The organism is Prevotella sp. HUN102 (assembly GCF_000688375.1).
GTDB lineage: Bacteria > Bacteroidota > Bacteroidia > Bacteroidales > Bacteroidaceae > Prevotella.
Map to the genome: position 1 here is coordinate 103,962 of NZ_JIAF01000004.1, position 19,636 is coordinate 123,597.

The 19,636-nt window shown below is 46.3% G+C and carries 21 protein-coding genes; 7 read left to right on the plus strand and 14 right to left on the minus strand.

The genetic code is table 11. From position 1 onward, the window contains the following. Positions 1-507, plus strand: a complete 507-nt coding sequence (locus tag P150_RS0105170) for a DUF3408 domain-containing protein (protein ID WP_028896755.1) — start codon at positions 1-3, stop codon at positions 505-507. On the opposite strand, the gene P150_RS17510 is transcribed toward P150_RS0105170, so the two are convergent. Then, positions 504-698, minus strand: a complete 195-nt coding sequence (locus tag P150_RS17510; RefSeq protein WP_155952947.1) for a hypothetical protein — start codon at positions 696-698, stop codon at positions 504-506. The genes P150_RS0105170 and P150_RS17510 overlap by 4 nt on opposite strands. A gap of 41 nt (positions 699-739) precedes the next feature. Here P150_RS17510 and P150_RS0105175 point away from each other — a divergent pair, with 41 nt between their 5' ends. Both P150_RS0105175 and P150_RS0105180 read left to right on the plus strand, forming a co-directional pair. Beyond that, complete coding sequence (locus P150_RS0105175) at positions 740-1,168, plus strand: ribbon-helix-helix protein, CopG family (protein ID WP_028896756.1); 429 nt, start codon at positions 740-742, stop codon at positions 1,166-1,168. After that, a complete protein-coding gene (locus P150_RS0105180; RefSeq protein ID WP_028896757.1) occupies positions 1,134-2,138 on the plus strand; it encodes a relaxase/mobilization nuclease domain-containing protein in 1,005 nt (334 codons plus the stop codon). The genes P150_RS0105175 and P150_RS0105180 overlap by 35 nt, the downstream gene beginning before the upstream one ends. A 525-nt stretch (positions 2,139-2,663) precedes the next feature. Here the strand turns inward: P150_RS0105180 and P150_RS0105190 are convergent. The 4 genes from P150_RS0105190 to P150_RS0105205 all read right to left on the minus strand — a co-directional run bounded on the left by P150_RS0105190 (position 2,664) and on the right by P150_RS0105205 (position 8,556). Continuing rightward, positions 2,664-5,519 (minus strand): putative LPS assembly protein LptD, encoded by a 2,856-nt coding sequence (locus tag P150_RS0105190; protein ID WP_028896758.1) that lies wholly within the window; start codon positions 5,517-5,519, stop codon positions 2,664-2,666. Between the two features lie 69 nt (positions 5,520-5,588). Next, the gene (locus P150_RS0105195) at positions 5,589-6,125 is read right to left on the minus strand and encodes an HD domain-containing protein (RefSeq protein ID WP_028896759.1); all 537 of its coding nucleotides are present in this window, start codon (positions 6,123-6,125) and stop codon (positions 5,589-5,591) included. Between the two features lie 2 nt (positions 6,126-6,127). Continuing rightward, positions 6,128-6,667 carry a hypothetical protein gene (locus tag P150_RS0105200; RefSeq protein WP_028896760.1) on the minus strand — a complete coding sequence of 180 codons (540 nt, stop codon included), beginning with the start codon at positions 6,665-6,667 and terminating at the stop codon, positions 6,128-6,130. A gap of 110 nt (positions 6,668-6,777) precedes the next feature. Further along, complete coding sequence (locus P150_RS0105205) at positions 6,778-8,556, minus strand: biotin/lipoyl-binding protein (RefSeq protein ID WP_028896761.1); 1,779 nt, start codon at positions 8,554-8,556, stop codon at positions 6,778-6,780. A 149-nt stretch (positions 8,557-8,705) separates the two neighbouring features. On the opposite strand from P150_RS0105205, the gene P150_RS0105210 reads away from it, so the two are divergent. Then, positions 8,706-9,521 carry a hypothetical protein gene (locus P150_RS0105210; protein WP_028896762.1) on the plus strand — a complete coding sequence of 272 codons (816 nt, stop codon included), beginning with the start codon at positions 8,706-8,708 and terminating at the stop codon, positions 9,519-9,521. Positions 9,522-10,000: 479 nt separating this feature from the next. On the opposite strand, the gene queF is transcribed toward P150_RS0105210, so the two are convergent. Together queF and P150_RS0105220 are read right to left on the minus strand one after the other, a co-directional pair. After that, a complete protein-coding gene (gene queF / locus P150_RS0105215) occupies positions 10,001-10,456 on the minus strand; it encodes a preQ(1) synthase (RefSeq protein ID WP_028896763.1) in 456 nt (151 codons plus the stop codon). A 32-nt stretch (positions 10,457-10,488) separates the two neighbouring features. Beyond that, the gene (locus tag P150_RS0105220) at positions 10,489-11,181 is read right to left on the minus strand and encodes a queuosine precursor transporter (RefSeq protein ID WP_028896764.1); all 693 of its coding nucleotides are present in this window, start codon (positions 11,179-11,181) and stop codon (positions 10,489-10,491) included. Positions 11,182-11,407: 226 nt separating this feature from the next. Here P150_RS0105220 and P150_RS0105225 point away from each other — a divergent pair, with 226 nt between their 5' ends. Then, the gene (locus P150_RS0105225) at positions 11,408-12,241 is read left to right on the plus strand and encodes a TlpA disulfide reductase family protein (protein WP_028896765.1); all 834 of its coding nucleotides are present in this window, start codon (positions 11,408-11,410) and stop codon (positions 12,239-12,241) included. Between the two features lie 185 nt (positions 12,242-12,426). On the opposite strand, the gene P150_RS0105230 is transcribed toward P150_RS0105225, so the two are convergent. Both P150_RS0105230 and P150_RS0105235 read right to left on the minus strand, forming a co-directional pair. Continuing rightward, positions 12,427-13,386, minus strand: coding sequence for a calcium/sodium antiporter (locus P150_RS0105230; RefSeq protein WP_028896766.1), 960 nt, complete (start codon positions 13,384-13,386; stop codon positions 12,427-12,429). Positions 13,387-13,812: 426 nt separating this feature from the next. Then, the gene (locus P150_RS0105235; protein WP_028896767.1) at positions 13,813-14,220 is read right to left on the minus strand and encodes an Hsp20/alpha crystallin family protein; all 408 of its coding nucleotides are present in this window, start codon (positions 14,218-14,220) and stop codon (positions 13,813-13,815) included. Positions 14,221-14,422: 202 nt separating this feature from the next. Here P150_RS0105235 and P150_RS0105240 point away from each other — a divergent pair, with 202 nt between their 5' ends. Beyond that, entirely contained in the window at positions 14,423-15,097 is a 675-nt protein-coding gene (locus P150_RS0105240) for a Crp/Fnr family transcriptional regulator (protein WP_028896768.1), read from the plus strand. Positions 15,098-15,207: 110 nt separating this feature from the next. On the opposite strand, the gene P150_RS17960 is transcribed toward P150_RS0105240, so the two are convergent. The 5 genes from P150_RS17960 to nusB form a co-directional block, all read right to left on the minus strand. Beyond that, positions 15,208-15,654, minus strand: a complete 447-nt coding sequence (locus P150_RS17960) for a DUF5606 domain-containing protein (RefSeq protein WP_028896769.1) — start codon at positions 15,652-15,654, stop codon at positions 15,208-15,210. An 81-nt stretch (positions 15,655-15,735) separates the two neighbouring features. Next, positions 15,736-16,299: a dephospho-CoA kinase gene (coaE, locus tag P150_RS17965; RefSeq protein ID WP_028896770.1), complete on the minus strand. Its 564-nt coding sequence runs from the start codon at positions 16,297-16,299 to the stop codon at positions 15,736-15,738. After that, a complete protein-coding gene (locus P150_RS0105255; protein WP_028896771.1) occupies positions 16,296-17,303 on the minus strand; it encodes a CdaR family protein in 1,008 nt (335 codons plus the stop codon). Before P150_RS0105255 ends, coaE begins: the two co-directional genes overlap by 4 nt. 31 nt (positions 17,304-17,334) lie before the next feature. After that, positions 17,335-17,667, minus strand: coding sequence for a preprotein translocase subunit YajC (gene yajC, locus P150_RS0105260; protein ID WP_028896772.1), 333 nt, complete (start codon positions 17,665-17,667; stop codon positions 17,335-17,337). A gap of 19 nt (positions 17,668-17,686) precedes the next feature. After that, positions 17,687-18,727, minus strand: coding sequence for a transcription antitermination factor NusB (nusB, locus tag P150_RS16035; protein WP_036932084.1), 1,041 nt, complete (start codon positions 18,725-18,727; stop codon positions 17,687-17,689). A gap of 282 nt (positions 18,728-19,009) precedes the next feature. On the opposite strand from nusB, the gene P150_RS0105275 reads away from it, so the two are divergent. Beyond that, a complete protein-coding gene (locus P150_RS0105275; RefSeq protein ID WP_028896773.1) occupies positions 19,010-19,603 on the plus strand; it encodes a 50S ribosomal protein L25/general stress protein Ctc in 594 nt (197 codons plus the stop codon). Positions 19,604-19,636: the final 33 nt, after the last annotated feature.

Consider the following 19,636-nt stretch of genomic DNA (forward strand, 5'->3'; position numbering starts at 1 on the left):
ATGAAAGAAGAATTTGATTTGTCACGCTATTTGAACCATTCCGAAAAATCCGATGGCTCACAGATACTTTCTGAACTTATCAGTAAAGCCGTTTCCACTAAACAAGAAACTGAGCAAGCAGAGCCAATGAAGCAATCTGAAAGCTCACAGCATTCCTCTGTATCCGAGCAGACATTGCCTTCCGAGTCTTTGAATGAAGCAAAGGAAGCCGTGAAAGCAGAGCACTCCGAGCAGGAGAAGCGACAAGCGATATCAAGCATTCCGAGACGTATCAGCCACAAGCAACGACAAGAGAGCTTGGAGAGCTATCGGGAAGCCTTTCTCTTGCCCCATAAAATCATCGACCGAAAAGCAACCTATCTCAGTCGCTCCACGTGGGAACGCTTGGAGTTCGTTGTCCGTCGCTTGGGCGATTACGGGGCGAATGTTTCCAGTTTCTTGGAGTGCATAGCTCTCCGACATCTGGAGGAATATAGCGAGGACATAGAACGCTGGCGCAAACTTTAATCACGGCATTCCGAGCCATCGGTAAGGAAATGAATAATCGGCATTCTCAGAAGATGAGAAACACAGGAGATGAAAGCCAAGCATAGTATATGCGAGGGTATTCCATCGGTAACATTGCAAGACGTCAGTTTGTAGCCACAAACTGCGCTTGCCCCCTTTACCGCTACGCTCAGGGGGAGAGCCGTAATCACTTCGTTCTCATCGGTCGGAATGCCTTAATGAACAAACTAATATGAAACCCAAAACAGATAAAGAGAAAAGGAAGAAGAAGTCCAATAAGACCTGCCTTCTTCGGGTACGCTGCTCCGAAGAGGAGAAAGCAAGGATACAAAAGCGAGCGGAACGGACGGGCAAGAAACTCTCCGAGTTCTGTCGGGAGGCATTGCTTACCGGAGAGATTGTTGCCGTTCCCCAATTGGGAGAACACGAACGGGAAGCCATTCGGGTATTGCAACGGGTCAGCTACTTCTTCAGTCACATTTCCAACTTGATTAAGACGAAAGACCCCTCTTGGGTTGCCATTGCCAAGAACCTTTCTTGCATTTCACTACACGCTTTCGAGCGATTTTACAGTCCTCGGTATCGGATTACGGACGAGATATATGATGTTCTAAATATGAAGCGCAATGATAGCGAAGTGCAAAGCCATAGCACACGGTAAGACGGCATTGGAGTATATCTTCCGAGAAACGAAGCTCAAGAATAAGCTCTTAATCCAGAACCTTTGCAGAGATACGGCAGAGAGAATATACGAAGAGATGAACCTTGTCAATCGGTTCAACAGCCGTTGTCGCAACAAATTCCTGCGGATGGAAATCGGTATCGCTCCGAAAGATGAAGCAGGAATGAATTGGAAGAAGCTCCGAGAAATAGCCTGTGAGTTTATCCAAGCAATGAAATTGCAGGAGTATCAGGTGGTAGCCGTTACGCATAAGGATACCGACAATCTGCACATTCATGTCATTGCCAATCGGATGAGTATGAACGGGGCGGTTTATGATACGACCTTTGTAAGTAACAAGGCAGCACGGGTGGCAGAGGAATTAAGTCGCAAGCACGGTCTGACGATTGCCAATGAGATACGGGCAGAGAAAAGGTATCAAAAGCCGAGAGCCAATCAGGCACGGGAGGCGAGCAAGGAGAAACTGCGCACAATGGCTTACGGCTTGTTGGGAAAGTATACGAATGGCGGAGTGAATGGCTATGCTTCCTTTCGATATGATTTGAGACGACAAGGAGTAACCGTTGAACAGATGAAGAACAAGAAAGGTAAAGTCTATGGACTGAAGTTTCATTTTGAGGGGCAGACGTTCAAGGCTTCGGAGATAGGACGAGAGTTTGGATACAACTCTCTGTTGAAACAATTCGGGTTGTCCTATGCCGCTCCCTACCACTCTTCTGTTCCGATTTATCAGCCGAAAGAACCTTTACAGGAAGAAAAGCTACAGCCAACATCAAGCCCGGCACCGAATCTTGTCGAAAGTGTGGTGGATGTGGCTGAAGGGATTGCATCGGGAGTTGGCGGTGTGTTGGACTTCCAAGTCCACGGAGAGGATTATGCGGAGACCGCCTTTCAGCGAAGATTGCGCCACGAAGCCGACAAGAAAAAGAAACGGGGACGGAGGATGTAGGAAACAAATTTGCCTTCCCTAAGAAGAAAATCACGAAAGAGCGCTCACTTTCGCTCGCAAATCTGTACCTTTGCAGGTGATAAGAGTAAGCGTTCTTTGGCTATTCAAAACAATGTACCTAAAAGCACTCCGCTCATTTCCAAATCGTTACCTGTCTATCCAGCCCAAAACGGTAACAATCTATTTCTCAATAAGATAGTTCACAAGAGAAAAATCCTAAAAGCTTTTTGCGAAAAGATTTGAGTCAGCAAGAAATTTATTCCTAAACAAACCTCTCATAAGGCAGACAAAAAAGCAAGGAAAGGCAAGCCGTTGGGTATGGAAAACGCTGTCAAATTGTAAACGTGCGAAGAATGAATTGCATTCTTCGCACGTTTGCATTGCGTTTTTGCGAAGATTGCACGGCAATCTTCGCACGATTGAAAACCGAAAAAACAAAGTCTGATTATCAGTTATTTACAAAACAGAGAGCAACAGCGTCTCTGTTCGTCTGCATCTTCGCAGACAACGCACCAGAAAATGGTTTTAATACCACTGCACGGCATTCGTGATGCCGCTCCGCTTGTCGTATTTCAACGCATCGGTCAGGGTGGCAGCGTTGCAGCGGAAAGTGAAGTTATACGACGTGTAGGGTGCCAATACAACGGACGCGCTCATATTGAAGCAGTGCAGGTCGCGGGAGAGGCTCGCCGTGGTCATACTCATTGCGTGGTTCTCAAAGTCGTAACCACTGGAGAAATTGATGTTCCAGCCATCGCTGATTCGGATGTTTCCACTGACATTCAGCGTGTGGGAGAACTTGTATGGATAGCGCATCGTCTCCTTGTTGAACTTTCCTTGGGCATTTTCACGCATCGTGATACCGTAACCGATGGTCAGCGACCACGGCATACTGAAACGCATATAGCCGTTTTCGTCGGTCTCGGCAATGTTGCCGTGCTTCTTCTTTGCGGCGTGCTTGCCCCGCTCGAGGTCGTCGTCCATATTCGTTTCTATGTCAGGATCAGCTCCTTCGTCGCTGTCGTTCTCTTTCTCGTCTTCCTCTTCGCCTCCACCGAACCATTTCTTCAGTTTCTCGGGATTCAGCGTGAACGAGAAGTTCTGCGACATTCCCTGAAAACGAGGCAGACGGCCGTAGCCCCATTCCGTATGATTGCCCACATAGGGATTGCCGTTTGCGTCCAACTCGTAGGCATAGGTGGCAAACTGCGCATTCATAGAGAAAGTATAGTTTTTCCACCACTTGAGGCGCAGGCGCACGCTGAGGTCGCTCCATCTGTGATAGTCGGCTGCCGCATTGTAGGACATTGATGCACCCAACTCGTCGATAATGCTGAGTTTCCTGTATCCGGTGGAGTCCTTGTCGCTCTTTACCTTCATTTCGATGTTGTTGCTCACATCCCAACTTATCATCTTCGTCTTGCTCTGCCCCGGCACGCCGTACATCTGTTCGGCATAGGGAGAATACTGCACGAGCTTCACGTTGCCGTCGGCATCGGTGTACTGGTAGCTGTCCCAATAACCGTAGCTGCGTGCGCCGAAGTTTGGCGAATAGGATATACTCACCTGTGGGGTAATGACGTGTCGGATGGCTTGGATTCTGTCGCCGAATAACTTTCGGTTCGGTGTCCAGAAGCCGTAGAGCTTTGTGCTCGCCGACATATTGAGCGACCAGTTATACACGTTGTAGAAGCCGGAGATGGTATCTTGCACTTCCGCGCCCGACGTTCCGAGCGAACTGTCCCACGAACGCATTACCTTATTCGTGTACATACGGTCCGTGAAATTGAACGATGGGGAAAGATTGATGTAATTGAACAGCGTGAAATTGCCCTGAACAGGGATATTATGCTGGAATCCGTGCTTCCATTCCTTCATAAAGTTGGCCTTGAGAATACGGTCTTCCTTTGCATAAATGGAGTTGGACAACTGGCCGGTATAGCTCATTGAGATTTTTTCGTACCAGCGTTCCTTTCCGGCAGCGTGCTTTCTCTTGAACGGATAGAAACGGCTCAGGCTGATGTTGAGGTCGGGAAGCGTGAGCTGAATGGTGGAGTCGCGCATACTCTGAGCCAAGTTGGCCGTGGCACTCAGCGAAAGGCCGATGCTCGAGAACTGTGTGCTCCAACTTACGGATGATGTACGTGTAGACTGCGTGAGCGTCTGTGGGTTGTACATACTGTTAAGGTTGTTGCGCTCGTAGCTTGATGTTGCGAAGTTCACACTTGCTGAAAGCGTGCTGAACGGGTTTGCCTTCTGGTCCTGACGATGGTTCCACTGAATCTTGAAACTCTCCTGTTCGCTGAAATCGGGCAGTCCCTTGTCGCCGGTTTTCGTATCCTGATAGCTGAAATAGAACGAGCCGGAATACTTATAACGCTTACGGTAGTTGCTTGCGGCACTTACTCCCCACGAACCACGCGTATAGATTTCTCCCAAGAGCTTCAAGTCCCACTTGTCGCTGATGGCGAAATAATAACCTCCGTCGCGCAGATAGAAGCCACGTTCCTGTTCCTCGCCGTAGCTCGGCATTATGAATCCACTGGAATATTTCTTTGAAAAGGGGAAGAAGCCGTAGGGAATAGCCAATGGCAACGGTACATCGGCAACCACAAGATAGGCAGGTCCGAAAACAACGTCCTTTCCCGGGCGGACTTTGGCGCGGGAAAGCGCGATGTAGAAGTCAGGATGGGGATCGTCGCAAGTGGTGTAGCGGCCGTGTTGTAGGTAGATTACACCCGAAGAATCGCGCTTTGCCTTCTCTCCGCTGAGAAATCCGTCGTCCTGTGCCGTATAAACACCCTTGATTAAACCTTTCTTCGACTTGAAATTGAAAGCCATCGTGTCGCTTTCATACTCCTGTCCGCCCATCGTAAAAGTGGGTTTGCCCTTTATTCCGTTCTCTTCCGTTGAGTCGGCACTGCCCGAAGCGCGCACCAGACTGCTGTCAAGACTGAGATAAACCTTGTCGCTGGCGAGCTTCATATTCTGATAATCCACCTTGGAAGAGCCATAAAGATGCGCAACGCCCGTAGTGGCATCGTAGACCAGTGAGTCTTCGGCAGAATAGGTAACGGGAGATTCTATGCCATTCGAGCGTGAACGCAGCACGCTGTCGGCGTGAATGGAGTCGTCAATCGCCTTGTTATGGTAATAAATGGCCTTGCGCAATGAGTCCATCTGAGTGGTGTCGACAGCGTTCTGTCCCTTTGAATCAGAGGCATTTGCAGCTTTCATCCGTTGCAGCAGCGTGTCAATTACCACCGTGCTGTCGGCAGTTTTCTTTTTGGAAGACTTGTTTTTCCTTGGGGTAAAATGAACATTGGCCATCGCAAACACGATGACAAACGATAAAAGGAATATAACGGTCTTTCTTCTCATTGCCTAATAACGTGCAAAATTAAGCAAATAATGGGGAATATATGAGTTATTTTTAACTTTTAACGTTTATCATCCGAAGATTAAACGCCATTCACGGAAACGCTTCAATCCGTCTTCTCCATACTTTGCAAGGCTCTTTTCCACTTTCTCGAACGGCTTTTCCCTGTCCAGATGAGTCTTTGAATAGAACTTGTCGGCATAGCAGATGAGTTGCTCTTCAAGCGTTTCGGGCAGGAAATCCTCGTGGGGCAACGGAATATTCTGCGCAATAATGCTTTCCTTGGTAAGCCCTGCGCCGGTATGACGCTCGCAAACCCGTGCGTGATTGGGATAGCCTTCAGCACGCAAAAGTTCGGCACCGATTCGTCCGTGAACGATGTAGGGACTTGTTCCAAAACAATGTATGCCCACTGCATCGCATCGGAAGATGCCGATGTCGTGAAGCATAGCCGCCTCTTCCACGAAAATCCTATCCAGCTGAAGCTCGGGATGCGCGTCGAGAATGCGCAGTGCCTTGTCGGCAACACTCCTACTGTGAACCATAAGGATATGTTTCAGTTCGTTGTCTTCGGGATAAAACTTATTGATGATTGCCTGATAGTCCATTCTTACTGTTTCTTATGTTTTGCAATATAAGCCAATACTTTCTTCTTCGAATGCCTGAGACCCGACGTGAGTTGTTCGCTTTCAAGCAGATGGAGCGTGGATTCCAGTTCATTCATCAATTCCGGAAAATGGCAACATTGCTTGTAGGAAAGATAACAGCACAATGCCCGTACAGCTACGGAATGCCTTGAGGAAGTGATGGTGGAAAGACAGAAGTCCAAGAAATCGGTCCTTATTCGCTCTTTCTCGAACGGCTGCTTCAGAAGGAGCGACAGCAAGAGTCTTTGCATCGTGCTGCTCTCTGTGTTCAACACCTTTTCAATCACAGCATCCCGATATTGGCAAAGCCTTCGCATTCCCTTTTGCTTGCAATGCGTAAGCACCCAAGCTGCATTTTCGGCTATCCGTTTGTCTTCATCGAAGATAAATCCGAACAATGTTTGGAATATTTCAACATTGCGCTCGTCTTCTGCCTTGAAAGCCAACGTCTTTATGTCGGCAATGTGAAGTCTGCCCGCAAGCTGTTTCCTCAGCTCTTCCATTTCATTATTGCGATGTAAAAAGACAAACGGTCTATGCCTGCCGGTTCGTCTCAATCCTGTTGAAGCGAACTAAACGAGCATAAACCGTTTAACCTTATATATATTACTGCCTAAGCATTGTTCGGACGCTCGATATAAGCAATAACGTCGCCCTTGTTTATCTTAGAACCTTGCTTCGCATTGATTTCAACCAGCTTGCCACCCAACGCTGCCGGAACCTCAACAAACTCTCCCCAAGGAGCCAGAATGTAGCACAGCTTGTCGCCTTCGACGTATTCCTTGCCGATGAATGGTTCTGTTGCAGTTACTGCTTCACCGTCGCCTTGGAACTCCCAGAACAACTGGCCTTTGACAGGAGACACGATAGCGTCGGCCTTTGCGTGCTTGAACGCCGTAGCTTCTTCGATGCTTACCTTCGCTCCGAGCTTTGCATCCTTAGCAGCCTGCAAGTCTGCGAGGAAATTCTTCTTAGCCTGACCGCTCTTGTAGTTGCGATACTGTTCCGGGTGCATAGCCAATTCAAAGAGTTCTTCGTCGTCCTGACCATATTCCCATCCGTTCTCGTCCATTTCCTTGCGGAAACCATCGAGCGCATTGTCGAGCAACGTGTGCGGATCAGCCTCTGTAAACTCGAGTCCTTTCTCTTTTGCAAGGTCTTTCAAAACCTGATCGATTTCTCCCGGCACCTTACCGCTCTTGCCAAGAATCATACCCCACATAGAATCGTCCATCATTACGAAGCGACCCTTGCCCTGCTCGATAGTCAAGAGGTTCATCAAGGCGATGTTCTTAACGTACTGTGAGAATGGAGTTACCAATGGAGGATAACCCACGCGCGGCCAAACGTAAGCCACTTCGTCGAAGAGCTTCACGAGCATATCGTCTACTGTAAGTTCCGAATCGCCCTTCTTTGCACGGAGATTATTGATGGTTGCACGGATACCACCGAGGTCGGACATCATAGAACCCATCATTCCACCGGGCAGACCACAGCCGAGCAGCAACGAACTCATAAGTTTGTTCTGGTCGTTGATGAAGTAGCCGAGCCATTCGTCGATAAATTCCTGTGTCATAGCACGAGCCTTCATATAGGCATCCATATTGATTTCAGGCACATCGAAGCCCGCATTCTTCAGCATACTCTGAACAGAGATTACGTCCGGATGCACCTTACCCCACGACAATGGTTCGATGGCAACGTCGAGAATGTCGATACCGTTCTTTGCCACTTCCAACATTGAGGCCATTGAAAGTCCGGGACCAGTATGTCCGTGGTATTCAAGGATGATATTAGGATGTTTTTCCTTGATCATCTTCGTGAGCTGTCCCAAGAAAGCAGGCTGACCGATACCAGCCATATCCTTCAGACAGATTTCCTCAGCACCAGCTTCGATTTCCTGATCGGCGAGCTTGCTGTAATATTCCAACGTGTGAACCGGAGAAGTGGTGATACAGAGCGTACCCTGTGGAATCATACCTGCCTCCTTTGCCCACTTGATAGACGGCGCAATGTTGCGAATATCGTTCAGACCGTCGAAGATACGGGGAATGTCTACACCCTGTGCGTGCTTTACCTTATACATCAACTGACGCACGTCGTCGGGCACGGGATACATACGCAATGCGTTCAAACCGCGGTCGAGCATGTGTGTCTGAATGCCGGCATCGTGAAGAATCTTTGTATATGCACGTACAGACTCGTTGGGGTTTTCGCCTGCAAGAAGGTTTACCTGCTCGAAAGCACCGCCGTTTGTCTCTACGCGTGAGAAGCATCCCATCTCAACGAAGACAGGAGCAATGCGTACCAACTGGTCTTTGCGTGGCTGAAACTTACCTGAGCTTTGCCACATATCTCTATAAATGAGACTGAATTGAATTTTCTTTGCCATATCTAACTTTTTCCTTGTTCGTATTTAAAAGAATATTGCGCACGCACAATATTGCGTGCAAAAGTAGGAAAAAAAAATCAAAATAACTCCGATAAGCTACATTTTTTGCAATAATTGACTATCTTTGCATTCTATAAATCAGTGATTCAATGAGGAAACTAACACTTCTACTTCTTATATTTTCGCTTTTCTCCGTCGTTGCCTGCTACGACAACGGCGCAGTTGGAGACCGTGGTGCCATAGACAAGGAAGTCAAACTGAAAGGCGACAACACACTCTACGGCCTTGCCTGTGACGGATGTTCCGACTCGGTAATCGTCTTTCTTCCGAACGAGGGAGGCGACCCCGTGAAATTCAACATCGTGAATGCGATGAAAAACAATCAGGTGTTCGGCGATATAGAAATAGGCGACGAACTGGCCGTACTCCTGAATCCGAAAGACAGCACCGAGGCGACGTTGGTCATCGACCTTGAACAGATAAAAGGCACGTGGACTTTCCAAGTTATTCCGAAGCTGAAGCCCAATCCAACCAAGACCGAAGAGGAAATTATGGCAGAAATGTCAGACTCTATGAAAGCCGCACTCTTCGTTCCGCGCGAATACGGCTTTACGCTGAAGAGCTACAATCAGGCTTCGCCGGTGGGATACATCTTCAAATCCAACACGCTGGAGGATGAAAGTCCGGTGGAATACCCAAAGGTTACGGTGTATACAAGGTGGCACATCTACAACGGATGGCTGTATATATACAAGGACACCATTGATGAGAAGGGCAACAGAATACCCGATGAGAAGGTGGGACACGACGACGGCATTCTGAAACATCTCTCGGCTGATTCTATGGCTGCGCTGTTCGGAAAGAAAGTGATGCAGTATCACAGAAAGAAGAATGCCATTGAGGCCAACAAGAAGGCTCAGGAAGCAGAGCAGAAGGCATCGGTTAAGGATACCATCAAGAAATAACAGCCGGCAAACCACCCTATTATTAATGCGCATACTCCGTTTGAAGTGCATATATACTTCAAGCGGAGTATGTGCGTTTTTCTATTGAATTTCCACTTGTTCCTTCTCCCTTTTATCTCCTCGCCCACTCCTTCAATCTTATGTATTTTTATGCACGAAAACGAAATACGCATCCTTGCTTTCCAATCGTGCGAAAAACGGCTTGCGTTTTTGCGATAAATGCAAAACATTTATGCGAAGAACGCAACGCATTCTTCGCACAAACGAAACATCGTCATAAGTTATTGATTTCCAATCACTTTGAAAAACACAAAACTAAATATCTATATGTATATTTATACTTGGGTCTGGCTTATGACGAACTCAACATCTAAACACTCGGTTACTAAGTTCCTCGCTATCTCGTCTACTCGTAAACTTGTCATCTCGTAAACTCGTAAACTTGTAAACTCACAATCTTTGTTCCCTTACACGCTCAACTACTCGTGGTTCATAAAGCGTGTTTCTGCCATTTTCTCGTATTTCGTACCCGGCTTACCGTAGTTTGCGTAAGGATAGATACTGATACCGCCACGCGGAGTGAAGATTCCCGTAACCTCGATATACTTCGGATCCATCAGTTTGATGAGATCCTTCATAATCGTGTTCACGCAGTCTTCGTGGAAATCGCCGTGATTGCGGAAGCTGAACAGATAGAGTTTCAGGCTCTTGCTCTCCACCATCCTCACATCGGGAACGTAAGAGATACGGATTTCTGCAAAGTCGGGCTGCCCCGTAATCGGGCAAAGGCTCGTAAATTCGGGACAGTTGAATCTTACCCAATAGTCATTCTCGGGATGTTTGTTCTCGAACGACTCCAGAACTTCCGGAGCATAGTCCATACTGTAAGTGGTCTTCGCACCCAACTGCTGAAGACCTTCGTCTTTTCTTTCCATTGTTTTAGGGAGTGAAAAAGTGATGGTGGCGTTTATCCTATGCTGAATATCTTCCAGATGCTGTAATTTACGCCATTGTCGTAAACATCCTCGCCCTCGTGTTCCTTGAGTTTCTTCACGATTCTGATTGTCATCGGCAGTGCAATAACTTCGTAGACGGTCTTCAGGAGAATCTGCCAAAGCATCAGTTTCGGGAGTTCTTCCGTCGGAACCACACCACCCAGTGCCAATGGGAAGAAGATAATCGAGTCGCAGGTCTCGCCGGCAATCGTGCTGAGGATTGCACGCAGGGAGAACCGTTTGCCGCCATCGCGTATCTTCATCTTGCTCATTACATACGCATTGGCAAACGAACCAATGATGAAGGCAACGAAAGAGGCCGTCGCCACACGTGGTGCAAGACCGAAAATGGCGTGGAAACCTTCCTCATTCGTCCAGTAGGGAGCACCCGGAATCCAGTCGCACAGGGCACCCATCGTAACGAAAAAGAAGTTCATAGCAAAGCCCGTCCAGATGAGCAACCGTGCCTTACGGAATCCCCACACCTCGCAGACGCAGTCGTTGATGATGTAAGAGACCGGAAAGACAATGAGTCCACCTGTCAAACTGATGTTCAATACAGAGATTTGCTTGGTCTCGAGAATGTTTGCCGCAATGAGGCAAACACAGAAGAGGATGCTGAATAACATAAACAGCACGCTCACTTGTTGTTTTGTTTTTGTCATTTTCTTGTTTTGTTAAAGGGGGTTTAGCAAGTACCCCTGTTTATAAATCGGGTGCAAAGGTACGTTTTTAAAATGAAAACACATTGGCATCCGCAATAATTACAACCTAAAAAAACTTAAATAATAGTGTTACTTTCAATACAAATACTTATTTTTGCATCCAATATTTCAACTGGCGTGGACAAAAGCAAAGAACGCTCGAACATTAAAAACAAATTAGTATAATATGAAGAAAATCTTTTTAGCAGTATTATTGGCAGCACAGGTTGTTGGTGCCGCTGCGCAGACAGACACAAAGCCTTATGAAGACAAGATCAATAAGATTGAGGCAGAGTACGAACAATTAGTTGCCACATACAAGGAGATTGCCAAGAAGCAGACACTTACCGATGCCGACAAGGAAAAGGTAAAGGAAATAGAGGCAAGGGCAGAAGTGCTCGGCAAGCAGGAGTTTGAAACCTCGATGGAAATCATCGAAAAATTCAAGGCAACAAAGTTCCCGGCGAAATACGTTGCCAACGTGATGTACGACGTGGAATACGAAAAGCTCGCCGAAATCCTCGACCCATCAACAGGCTATTACAATGAACCGGAAATGAAGCAGGCCAAGGATCACTTCAATTCATTGAGCAAGCGTCGTCCGGGCTTGATGTTCAAGGATCTTGCTATGCTCGATATGAACGACAAAGCTGTGAAACTGAGCGACTATGCAGGCAAAGGCAACTACGTGTTCGTAGACTTCTGGGCAAGCTGGTGTGGTCCTTGCCGTCAGGAAATGCCGAACGTTGTAGAGGCATACAAGAAGTATCACGCAAAGGGTTTGGAGATTATCGGCGTTAGTTTCGACAACAAGAAGGCTGCTTGGACAGCTTCCGTGGAGAAACTCGGTATGACTTGGCCTCAGATGTCCGACCTTAAAGGTTGGCAAAGTGCTGCTTCCGAGGCTTACAGCATTCGTTCTATCCCTTCAAACGTACTGCTCGACCCATCTGGAAAGATTGTAGCCAACGACCTGCGGGGCGAAGACTTGCAGAAAGTTTTGGCTGAAATCTACAAATAAAAGCCGTCAAAAAATATTTTAGCTCCTCCCCGAAAGGGAGGAGTTTTTTTTGTTGTAAATTCCATAACAGCAACAGTCGTAACAGATACAACAGAAAAAGCGTCTATCCAAACAGACAGACGCTTGACAAATATTCTCTAAATCTTGCAAAATCTCAAGATACCGGCAGAGCCGTATATATCCCTCTATGCATTCATAATCAGATAACTCAAATAGCCGATAAAGCCGCCTGCAAGCACAAAACCCTCCCAACGCTCGATGGTGTATTTCGTGAAGGAGAAGAGCCAAATCATAATCATTGAGATTACCATCATAGAAAGGTCGGTCATTGTGATGCCCTGAATTTCCATTGGCGAGATAAGCCCGGTCAGACCGAGAATGAAAAGGATATTGAACACGTTGGAACCAAGCACGTTTCCGATGGCAATACCACTGTTTCCCTTGCGCGCCGCAACAACACTCGTAGCCAATTCGGGCAGCGACGTGCCTCCGGCAACAATCGTAAGACCGATAACGGCATCTGAAACGTTCAATGCTCTCGCCACCTGTGTAGCTCCTTCCACAAACAGGTTGCTTCCTCCTATCAGGCAGGCAAGGCCAACGACAATCCAAACGGCCGACATTACCGAATTCATCTTCGGCCGTTCCTCCAATGCTTCCTGCGCCAGCTCATTCTCTTTCTGCATATCGCTCTTCTCGATCTGTGCACCGCGAACGGTCATATACATAAAAATCAGGAAGAAGGCAAACAGGACGGCTGCATCGATACGGCCAATCTTACCATCAAAGCACATCATCATCAGCAATACAGCCGCCACCATTGCAAACGGAATGTCCTTGCGGACGGTGGTTTTAAGAATTGTCATCGGGCAAACCAAGGCTGCAATACCTACAATCAACAATGTATTGAAGATATTGGAACCCACCACATTACCCACGGCAAGGTCGGGAGTGCCCTTCAATGCAGACACAAGACTCACACAAAACTCGGGCATACTCGTGCCCATAGCCACTACCGTCAGGCCAATGACAATCTGTGAGACCTTCATTTTCTCGGCAACTGCTACTGCACCTTCCGTCAGACGGTCGGCACCCCACAGAACGATGGCCATTCCCGCTACAATAAAAACAATGTTTAAGAACATAATAACCTATTAAATTAACTGCTGCAAAGATACGCAAAATAATTTGATTCCAAAACTTCTTCACTCATTCTAATTGATATGGAAAGGACAAAACGGATAATCAGACAAACGCTGTCATTGCAACTGACAAAGACCGGTTTTTCAAACGTGCGAAGAATACATTTCATTCTTCGCACGTTTGCACTGCATTTTTGCGAAGATTGCGCTGCATTCTTCGCACGTTTGAAAACAGATATTTTATCCCTTGATTTTCAAGCATTTACAAAAAGCCCTCAAATGCTCACGCATTCGAGGGCTACAACCTAACAATTACATTTATTTTATCTTAGCTATTAACTCTAAACAAAAGATAGTTTATTCCTTAACTGACATTTATGTGTTCCTATTGAAGATGTGAAAGCGATGCCTTCACAGAACGAGGAGGCTTTAGCCTACCTCTATCTGACGAGCAACCTTAACCTCTTCCTGCTTGAGTTTCGGCAAGTTGATGTTCAGCACGCCGTCAGCCATCTTCGCACTGATTTTTTCCTTGTCCACATCTTCGGGCAGAATGAGGGTCTGCTCGTATTTGCTGTAAGAGAACTCCCGGCGAACATAGCGCGCCTTCTGCTCATTCTCGCTCTGCTTTTTCTCCATCTTGATGGTCAAGTCGCCGTCGGCATTCACGTTGATTACGAAATCTTCCTTGCGAAGACCCGGAGCTGCAAGCTCTACGGTATATTCATTGTCTGAGACCAACACGTTGATTGCAGGTGCTGTTGCGTTTGCCTTCGGCATATTGTTGTTGTAAAAGAAGTCGTTGAACACTTCCGGTAACCAAGAATTTCTGTACATAATCAAATCTCCTATTTTAGTTTGTTTATTTTTTATCGTTTATATGCTCTATATTGCAAGCAGCATACCAACACAAAAACAAAGACAACTTGACAGAAAGAAATGACATTTTGTCAAGATGGGAAGAAAACGAGAGGACAAAGAAACGAGAAGGCAAGCAGAAAACTTGGTATTCCAGCCGAAAAGCATTACTTTTGCAGATATGGAAGACAAAGTATTAAAGGTGCTCACAGGCTGCCCTCTCTTTGCAGGGATGAGCCCGGTTCAAATAGAAATGACGCTCGACAATGCCAATTACAAGATTGTTGATCTGCCATCGCACGATGTTTATGCGCTGGCAGGTATGCCCTGCAAATATGCCGACATCATTATAAAAGGAACATTGATTACCAGAATGGCATCGCTCTCGGGAAAACAGGTGGAGGTAAGCCGACTGAAAGAAGGCACTGTCATTGCGCCGGCTTTCATCTTTGCAGAAAAGAGGGCATTGCCCGTAAGTGTGGAGACGGACGGCAAGGTGCAGTTGCTGCGTATGAAACCCGAGGAACTGAAACTGCTGATAGATACGGACGAGCAGATTCGTATGAATTTCATCCGAATCCTCTCAAACATAGATGTGTTTCTCACACACAAGATGAAGGTGCTCAGCCTGTTCACGGTGAGAGAAAAGGTTGCCTATCTGCTGATGGAGGTTGCTGGCGAACAGGGCAGCAACAATATCCGTCTTACCCGCTCGCGTCAGGAGATTGCCGATTCGTTCGGTATTCAGAAATTCTCTCTCCTCCGCGTTCTTTCAGACTTTGAAAAGGAAGGAGCACTGAAGATTAACGGTAAGGAAATTACCATACTCGACCGACAGAAGCTGTTGGCTCAGTAGGGAAAGAGAAACCGTTGTTTTCTGTGGTTAAATCTGTTGATGCCCCTGAAAATCAGGATTTAATAAAAAAACTCCGTATGAACATTGCTGTATCATACGGAGTTTGTGGTCTATTCTTCTTCCTTACGGTCGTCGATGTTCTCGCCGTCGGTTGGCTTCAAATCTTCTTCAAAGTTTGTAATACCGGCCTTGATGAGGATATCGTACCACTGCAAGAGTTTCTTGATGTCGCTGTTGTGAACACGGTCGCGGTCGAAATCCGGAAGAACTTCTGCGAAATAGTCCTGCAACTCCTTTGCAGATGCCTTGCGCCAGTCTAACGAAGCAACCTTTCCTTCTTCTTTGTCACGTACTTTTCCGAGCACTTCTCCCAATGGAACATCTTCACTCTCAGTAAACATTGCAATATCAGCAAGACTGGTAACGCGGTCTGTTGCGAATGCAGGCACACGCTTGTGCTTTTCGTCGAGGGTTTCTACTATGAGGTTCATTTTAGCACGGCTTACCAACTTGTAAAGACCTGGCTTGCCGGCAATTGAAAGAATTGTCTGTAACATTGTCGTTTGTTTATAATTATTATTTGTTTTATTTATCTTAGGATACATTCCATCATTCAAATCCAATGAAAGTCTCCGTTTTTAATCTCTTATCTGAAGCAAAAGACGGCTGATTTGTTCGTCTATGTCGTGTTTGCCATCGTTCACTATTTCATAATCGCTCCGATGCAGCACGGCTTCCTGCGGTAATTGGCGATGAATCCATTCCAAAGCTTTCTCGCTCGAAATGGAATCGCGCGCAACGATACGCTCAACACGCACTTCCTCGGGTGCAGTAACGCATACCACCTTATCTATATATATACGGTTGATAAACCCACTATCGAAAAGTATCGCACTTTCAATCCATTCCAAGCCCGATTTTTCAAAATCACGGGCTACGGCAGGATGAACAATGTCGTTGATGGCTTGATTGTTCTCCTCACTTTCAAGCAGAAATCTCGCCATTACGGCTTTTTGCAACACGCCCTCCTCGAACACTTCTTCTCCAATAAGCTCTTGAAGTTGGTGCTGAAGCTCCGTGGAGGTGCGCATCAGTCGCTTTGCCGCCGCATCGCAATCGTAGACTTCAATCCCAATAGCGTTCAACCGTTTGCAGACATACGATTTTCCACTACCGATTCCGCCTGTAATTGCTACCTTCATCGCTGTTCGATAAGATAATCCACCTTGTCTGCCACCGGTCGGGCATTACGGATGCCGTTAGGCGTAGCGCGAAGGTAAACCCTGCACTTGTCCGATGTACCGTTTTCCACCTCCTTGTAATCCACGACTGCCGTGAAACCGTCAGGAAGTATCTGCTGTGTCTCAATGTTTTTCGGCATAGCCTTCACACGGGCCGTACCTGCTGCAAAGACAACCTTAATCTTTCCGGGGAACACGCGCATTACCTTGTCTTCAGGAACATTGATGGCCTTGATAGGAACTTCCACAGTCTCCTCAATCAGAACGTCAGGATAGAGCTGCATCTTGACCGTGTTAGGAACAAACTTGGCATTCTTTATCTTGCGCAAATTCACGTTGAGTTCCTTCATTTCTGTAAAGTTCAGGATTTCCTGACTCTCGGTGTATGCCTCGCGAATGCTGTCCAGCAATTCCTTCTCCGCATAAACGGTAACGCTATCGGGCGTAAATTGAACACGCGTGAGGAAATATCCTTCGGCAGGTATCGCCATTCCGGAGATTTTTACCGATACTTTCTTGTGCTGACCGTAATTAAACGTGAATGAAAGATTATTGGATTTAACTGCCGTAATCTTTGTACTGGAATACAATTGCTGTCCCAACAGTTTCTGAATCTCGGCAATCGTTATCTCACCGGAATTATTCAAATTGCGATAAGTGGAGAAATCGAAGGTCAAAGGACGGATTTCCTTGCTGAAAAGATACATCGCAAGGATGTAGCCCTTGTCTTTAATGGTAACACGGATAGTGGAATCGACCTCGCTCGTAAGCACTACATTCTTCGGAATGCCGGTCAAGCGTATATCGATTGGTATCTCTTTCTCGTAAGTATCGTCCAAGGTGTTCGACAACCAAAAGAGTCCGCTCAACGCTAAGAAGAATAAAAAAATCAGAAACTCCTTGTTGAAGATTTTCAACAAGAGGTTCCTGACTTTATCGAATATGTTCAGCGAGTCGCCTACCATCTATCAATATCCACTAATCGCTGTTTAATGATTATCTTACATTCTGCTGCATAGCCTGAGCATCAGCAAAAACGTAGCCCTTATCAACTGTAATCACAACGCCACGTGCGATTTCTACATCGATTTTGCTGCTTGCCATATCGATGCGCTTCACTGTACCGAAGATTCCTCCACCAGTAACCACAGAGTCGCCTTCTTTCAGTGCGTTCTGAAATTCACGAATTTGCTTTTGCTTCTTCTGCTGTGGACGAATCATAAACAACCACATTATCACGAAGATGGCAACCATCATCAAAATCATTGTCCATCCGCCACCTTGTGGCGCACCCTGCTGCAATGCAGCCAATAGAATTGCTGTATTCATTTCTTATATTTATTTTTAATTATTCCTGTTCTTTCTCTGCTTCCTGCTGACCACCTTCATTTTGGAAACGAGGCTCATTTCCCTGATGACCATTGGCTCTACGGTCGTCGCGTGGACGACGCTGACGTGGCTCGGGCATCTGTTTCAGCATCGCCCGCGTATCAATCAGATGGCGTGCGATAGTGTCCAGCATACCATTGATGTATCCACCACTACGAGGAGTACTGTAAAGTTTTGCGAGTTCAACGTACTCATTGATAGTAACGCTGACCGGAATGTTGGGGAATGTCAGCATTTCTGCAATCGCAATCTGCATTATCACCACATCCATATAGGCCAAACGGGAGAAATCCCAATTACGGCTTGTCTCGCTCATATAGCGTTGATACTGGTCGGCATTGAGAATAGTGGAACGGAAAAGCTTTACGGCAAACTCACGGTCTTCCTCATCCTTGAACTCCGGCAACAGTTCCTCGTTGCTCTTGTTTGCAGCCTCGAAACGCTTAATCGTCTTGATAACGAAAGTATCTACGATTTCCTTGTCGTCATTCCAATAGAGACTCTTCTCTTCCAAAACAGCGTCGAGATCTTCATTCTCTTGAATCAGCGTACGGTAGAGCTTTCTCCAAAGCTCACGGTGTGCTTCGTAGGAATCGTCTTCACTTTCCATATATTCCTTGTAAATGACACTCTGCTCAATCTGGTCGCAAAGTTTGCGCACAGATTCCATATCATCTTCCCAACGAAACTGCTGTCCTTCCATATAAAGGTTGAGCTGCTTGTTCTCTTCCAACTGAACTGCAAACTTGTTGTATGCGAAACGCTGCGAAGGAGCCTCCGTTCCTTCCCGCTTAGCTCTGTTAGTCAATATTTCCACACGGTGGCGTTCCTCCTGCGTGATTGATACAATGAGAGACAAGAGATAGTTGTAAAGACTATATGCTTTCGACAAACTGAAAAGAAGTTCCTTTTCGGCTTTGTCCATATTGCGGTCCCCATTCTGATAGTATGCGTAGGTTAACTGAACTACCTTAATACGAATTAAATCTCTATTAATCATTGAAAAGTATGTATGTTGTGTTTCTTATATGAATTCAATATTTTGCAAATGTAGAAAAAATCCCTCTTCTATGCAAGAGAAAGCCTGTATTTTCTTATTTATAGGATGGGATTTTCAGTATTTTTACGAAGAATGCTTGGTCAATCCATTGAAAAGGGCTATCTTTGCAGTGCTTTTTGCAAATTGAGAACGGTAAAACGAACGGAACATCGTCCGACAACAGGCGTCTCAGTGTGTGATGGCGAATTAAATTTTTATTAATTTAGAGTAACACAAACAACAATGAAAGAAATTAAAATCACAGGTCAGAAGCGTGAAACTACCGGTAAGAAGGCATCTAAGGAACTCCGCAAGGCAGGTATGATTCCCTGCAACCTCTACGGCGAAGCTAAGGAAGGTAAGAATCCAGTTGCACTTTCATTCGCAGCTCCTATGTCTGAACTCCGCAAACTGATTTATTCTCCAAACATCTACTCAGTAGAGCTTACCATTGATGGCGAAAAGCACATCGCAATTTTGAAGGAACTCCAGTTCCACCCAACAACAGATGCAGTGCTTCACGTAGACTTCTACGAAGTAAACGCTGAAAAGCCAGTTGTAATGGGTGTTCCAGTAAAGCACACTGGTCTTGCTCAGGGTGTTCGCGATGGTGGTCGTATGAATATGTCAATCCGTAAAATCAACGTTAAGGCACCTTACACCAACATTCCAGAGTTCTTGGAAATCGACGTAACAAACCTCAATATCGGCAAGAGTATCAAGGTTGGCGATTTGAGTTTCGAGGGTCTTGAACTCGTTACACCGAAGCAGGTTGTGGTTTGCTCTATCAAGGCTACACGTAACTCTATCCAAGCTGCTCAGAACGCAGAGGCTTAATAGACAAAGGATAGGAGAAATCATTTAGATTTT

Excerpts from the sequence above, each read along its gene's own strand:
- P150_RS0105170 (WP_028896755.1), top strand. The coding sequence starts at position 1 with ATGAAAGAAGAATTTGATTTGTCACGCTATTTGAACCATTCCGAAAAA.
- P150_RS0105175 (WP_028896756.1), top strand. The coding sequence starts at position 740 with ATGAAACCCAAAACAGATAAAGAGAAAAGGAAGAAGAAGTCCAATAAG.
- P150_RS0105180 (WP_028896757.1), top strand. The coding sequence starts at position 1,134 with ATGATAGCGAAGTGCAAAGCCATAGCACACGGTAAGACGGCATTGGAG.
- P150_RS0105190 (WP_028896758.1), bottom strand. The coding sequence starts at position 5,519 with ATGAGAAGAAAGACCGTTATATTCCTTTTATCGTTTGTCATCGTGTTT.
- P150_RS0105195 (WP_028896759.1), bottom strand. The coding sequence starts at position 6,125 with ATGGACTATCAGGCAATCATCAATAAGTTTTATCCCGAAGACAACGAA.
- P150_RS0105200 (WP_028896760.1), bottom strand. The coding sequence starts at position 6,667 with ATGGAAGAGCTGAGGAAACAGCTTGCGGGCAGACTTCACATTGCCGAC.
- P150_RS0105205 (WP_028896761.1), bottom strand. The coding sequence starts at position 8,556 with ATGGCAAAGAAAATTCAATTCAGTCTCATTTATAGAGATATGTGGCAA.
- P150_RS0105210 (WP_028896762.1), top strand. The coding sequence starts at position 8,706 with ATGAGGAAACTAACACTTCTACTTCTTATATTTTCGCTTTTCTCCGTC.
- queF (WP_028896763.1), bottom strand. The coding sequence starts at position 10,456 with ATGGAAAGAAAAGACGAAGGTCTTCAGCAGTTGGGTGCGAAGACCACT.
- P150_RS0105220 (WP_028896764.1), bottom strand. The coding sequence starts at position 11,181 with ATGACAAAAACAAAACAACAAGTGAGCGTGCTGTTTATGTTATTCAGC.
- P150_RS0105225 (WP_028896765.1), top strand. The coding sequence starts at position 11,408 with ATGAAGAAAATCTTTTTAGCAGTATTATTGGCAGCACAGGTTGTTGGT.
- P150_RS0105230 (WP_028896766.1), bottom strand. The coding sequence starts at position 13,386 with ATGTTCTTAAACATTGTTTTTATTGTAGCGGGAATGGCCATCGTTCTG.
- P150_RS0105235 (WP_028896767.1), bottom strand. The coding sequence starts at position 14,220 with ATGTACAGAAATTCTTGGTTACCGGAAGTGTTCAACGACTTCTTTTAC.
- P150_RS0105240 (WP_028896768.1), top strand. The coding sequence starts at position 14,423 with ATGGAAGACAAAGTATTAAAGGTGCTCACAGGCTGCCCTCTCTTTGCA.
- P150_RS17960 (WP_028896769.1), bottom strand. The coding sequence starts at position 15,654 with ATGTTACAGACAATTCTTTCAATTGCCGGCAAGCCAGGTCTTTACAAG.
- coaE (WP_028896770.1), bottom strand. The coding sequence starts at position 16,299 with ATGAAGGTAGCAATTACAGGCGGAATCGGTAGTGGAAAATCGTATGTC.
- P150_RS0105255 (WP_028896771.1), bottom strand. The coding sequence starts at position 17,303 with ATGGTAGGCGACTCGCTGAACATATTCGATAAAGTCAGGAACCTCTTG.
- yajC (WP_028896772.1), bottom strand. The coding sequence starts at position 17,667 with ATGAATACAGCAATTCTATTGGCTGCATTGCAGCAGGGTGCGCCACAA.
- nusB (WP_036932084.1), bottom strand. The coding sequence starts at position 18,727 with ATGATTAATAGAGATTTAATTCGTATTAAGGTAGTTCAGTTAACCTAC.
- P150_RS0105275 (WP_028896773.1), top strand. The coding sequence starts at position 19,010 with ATGAAAGAAATTAAAATCACAGGTCAGAAGCGTGAAACTACCGGTAAG.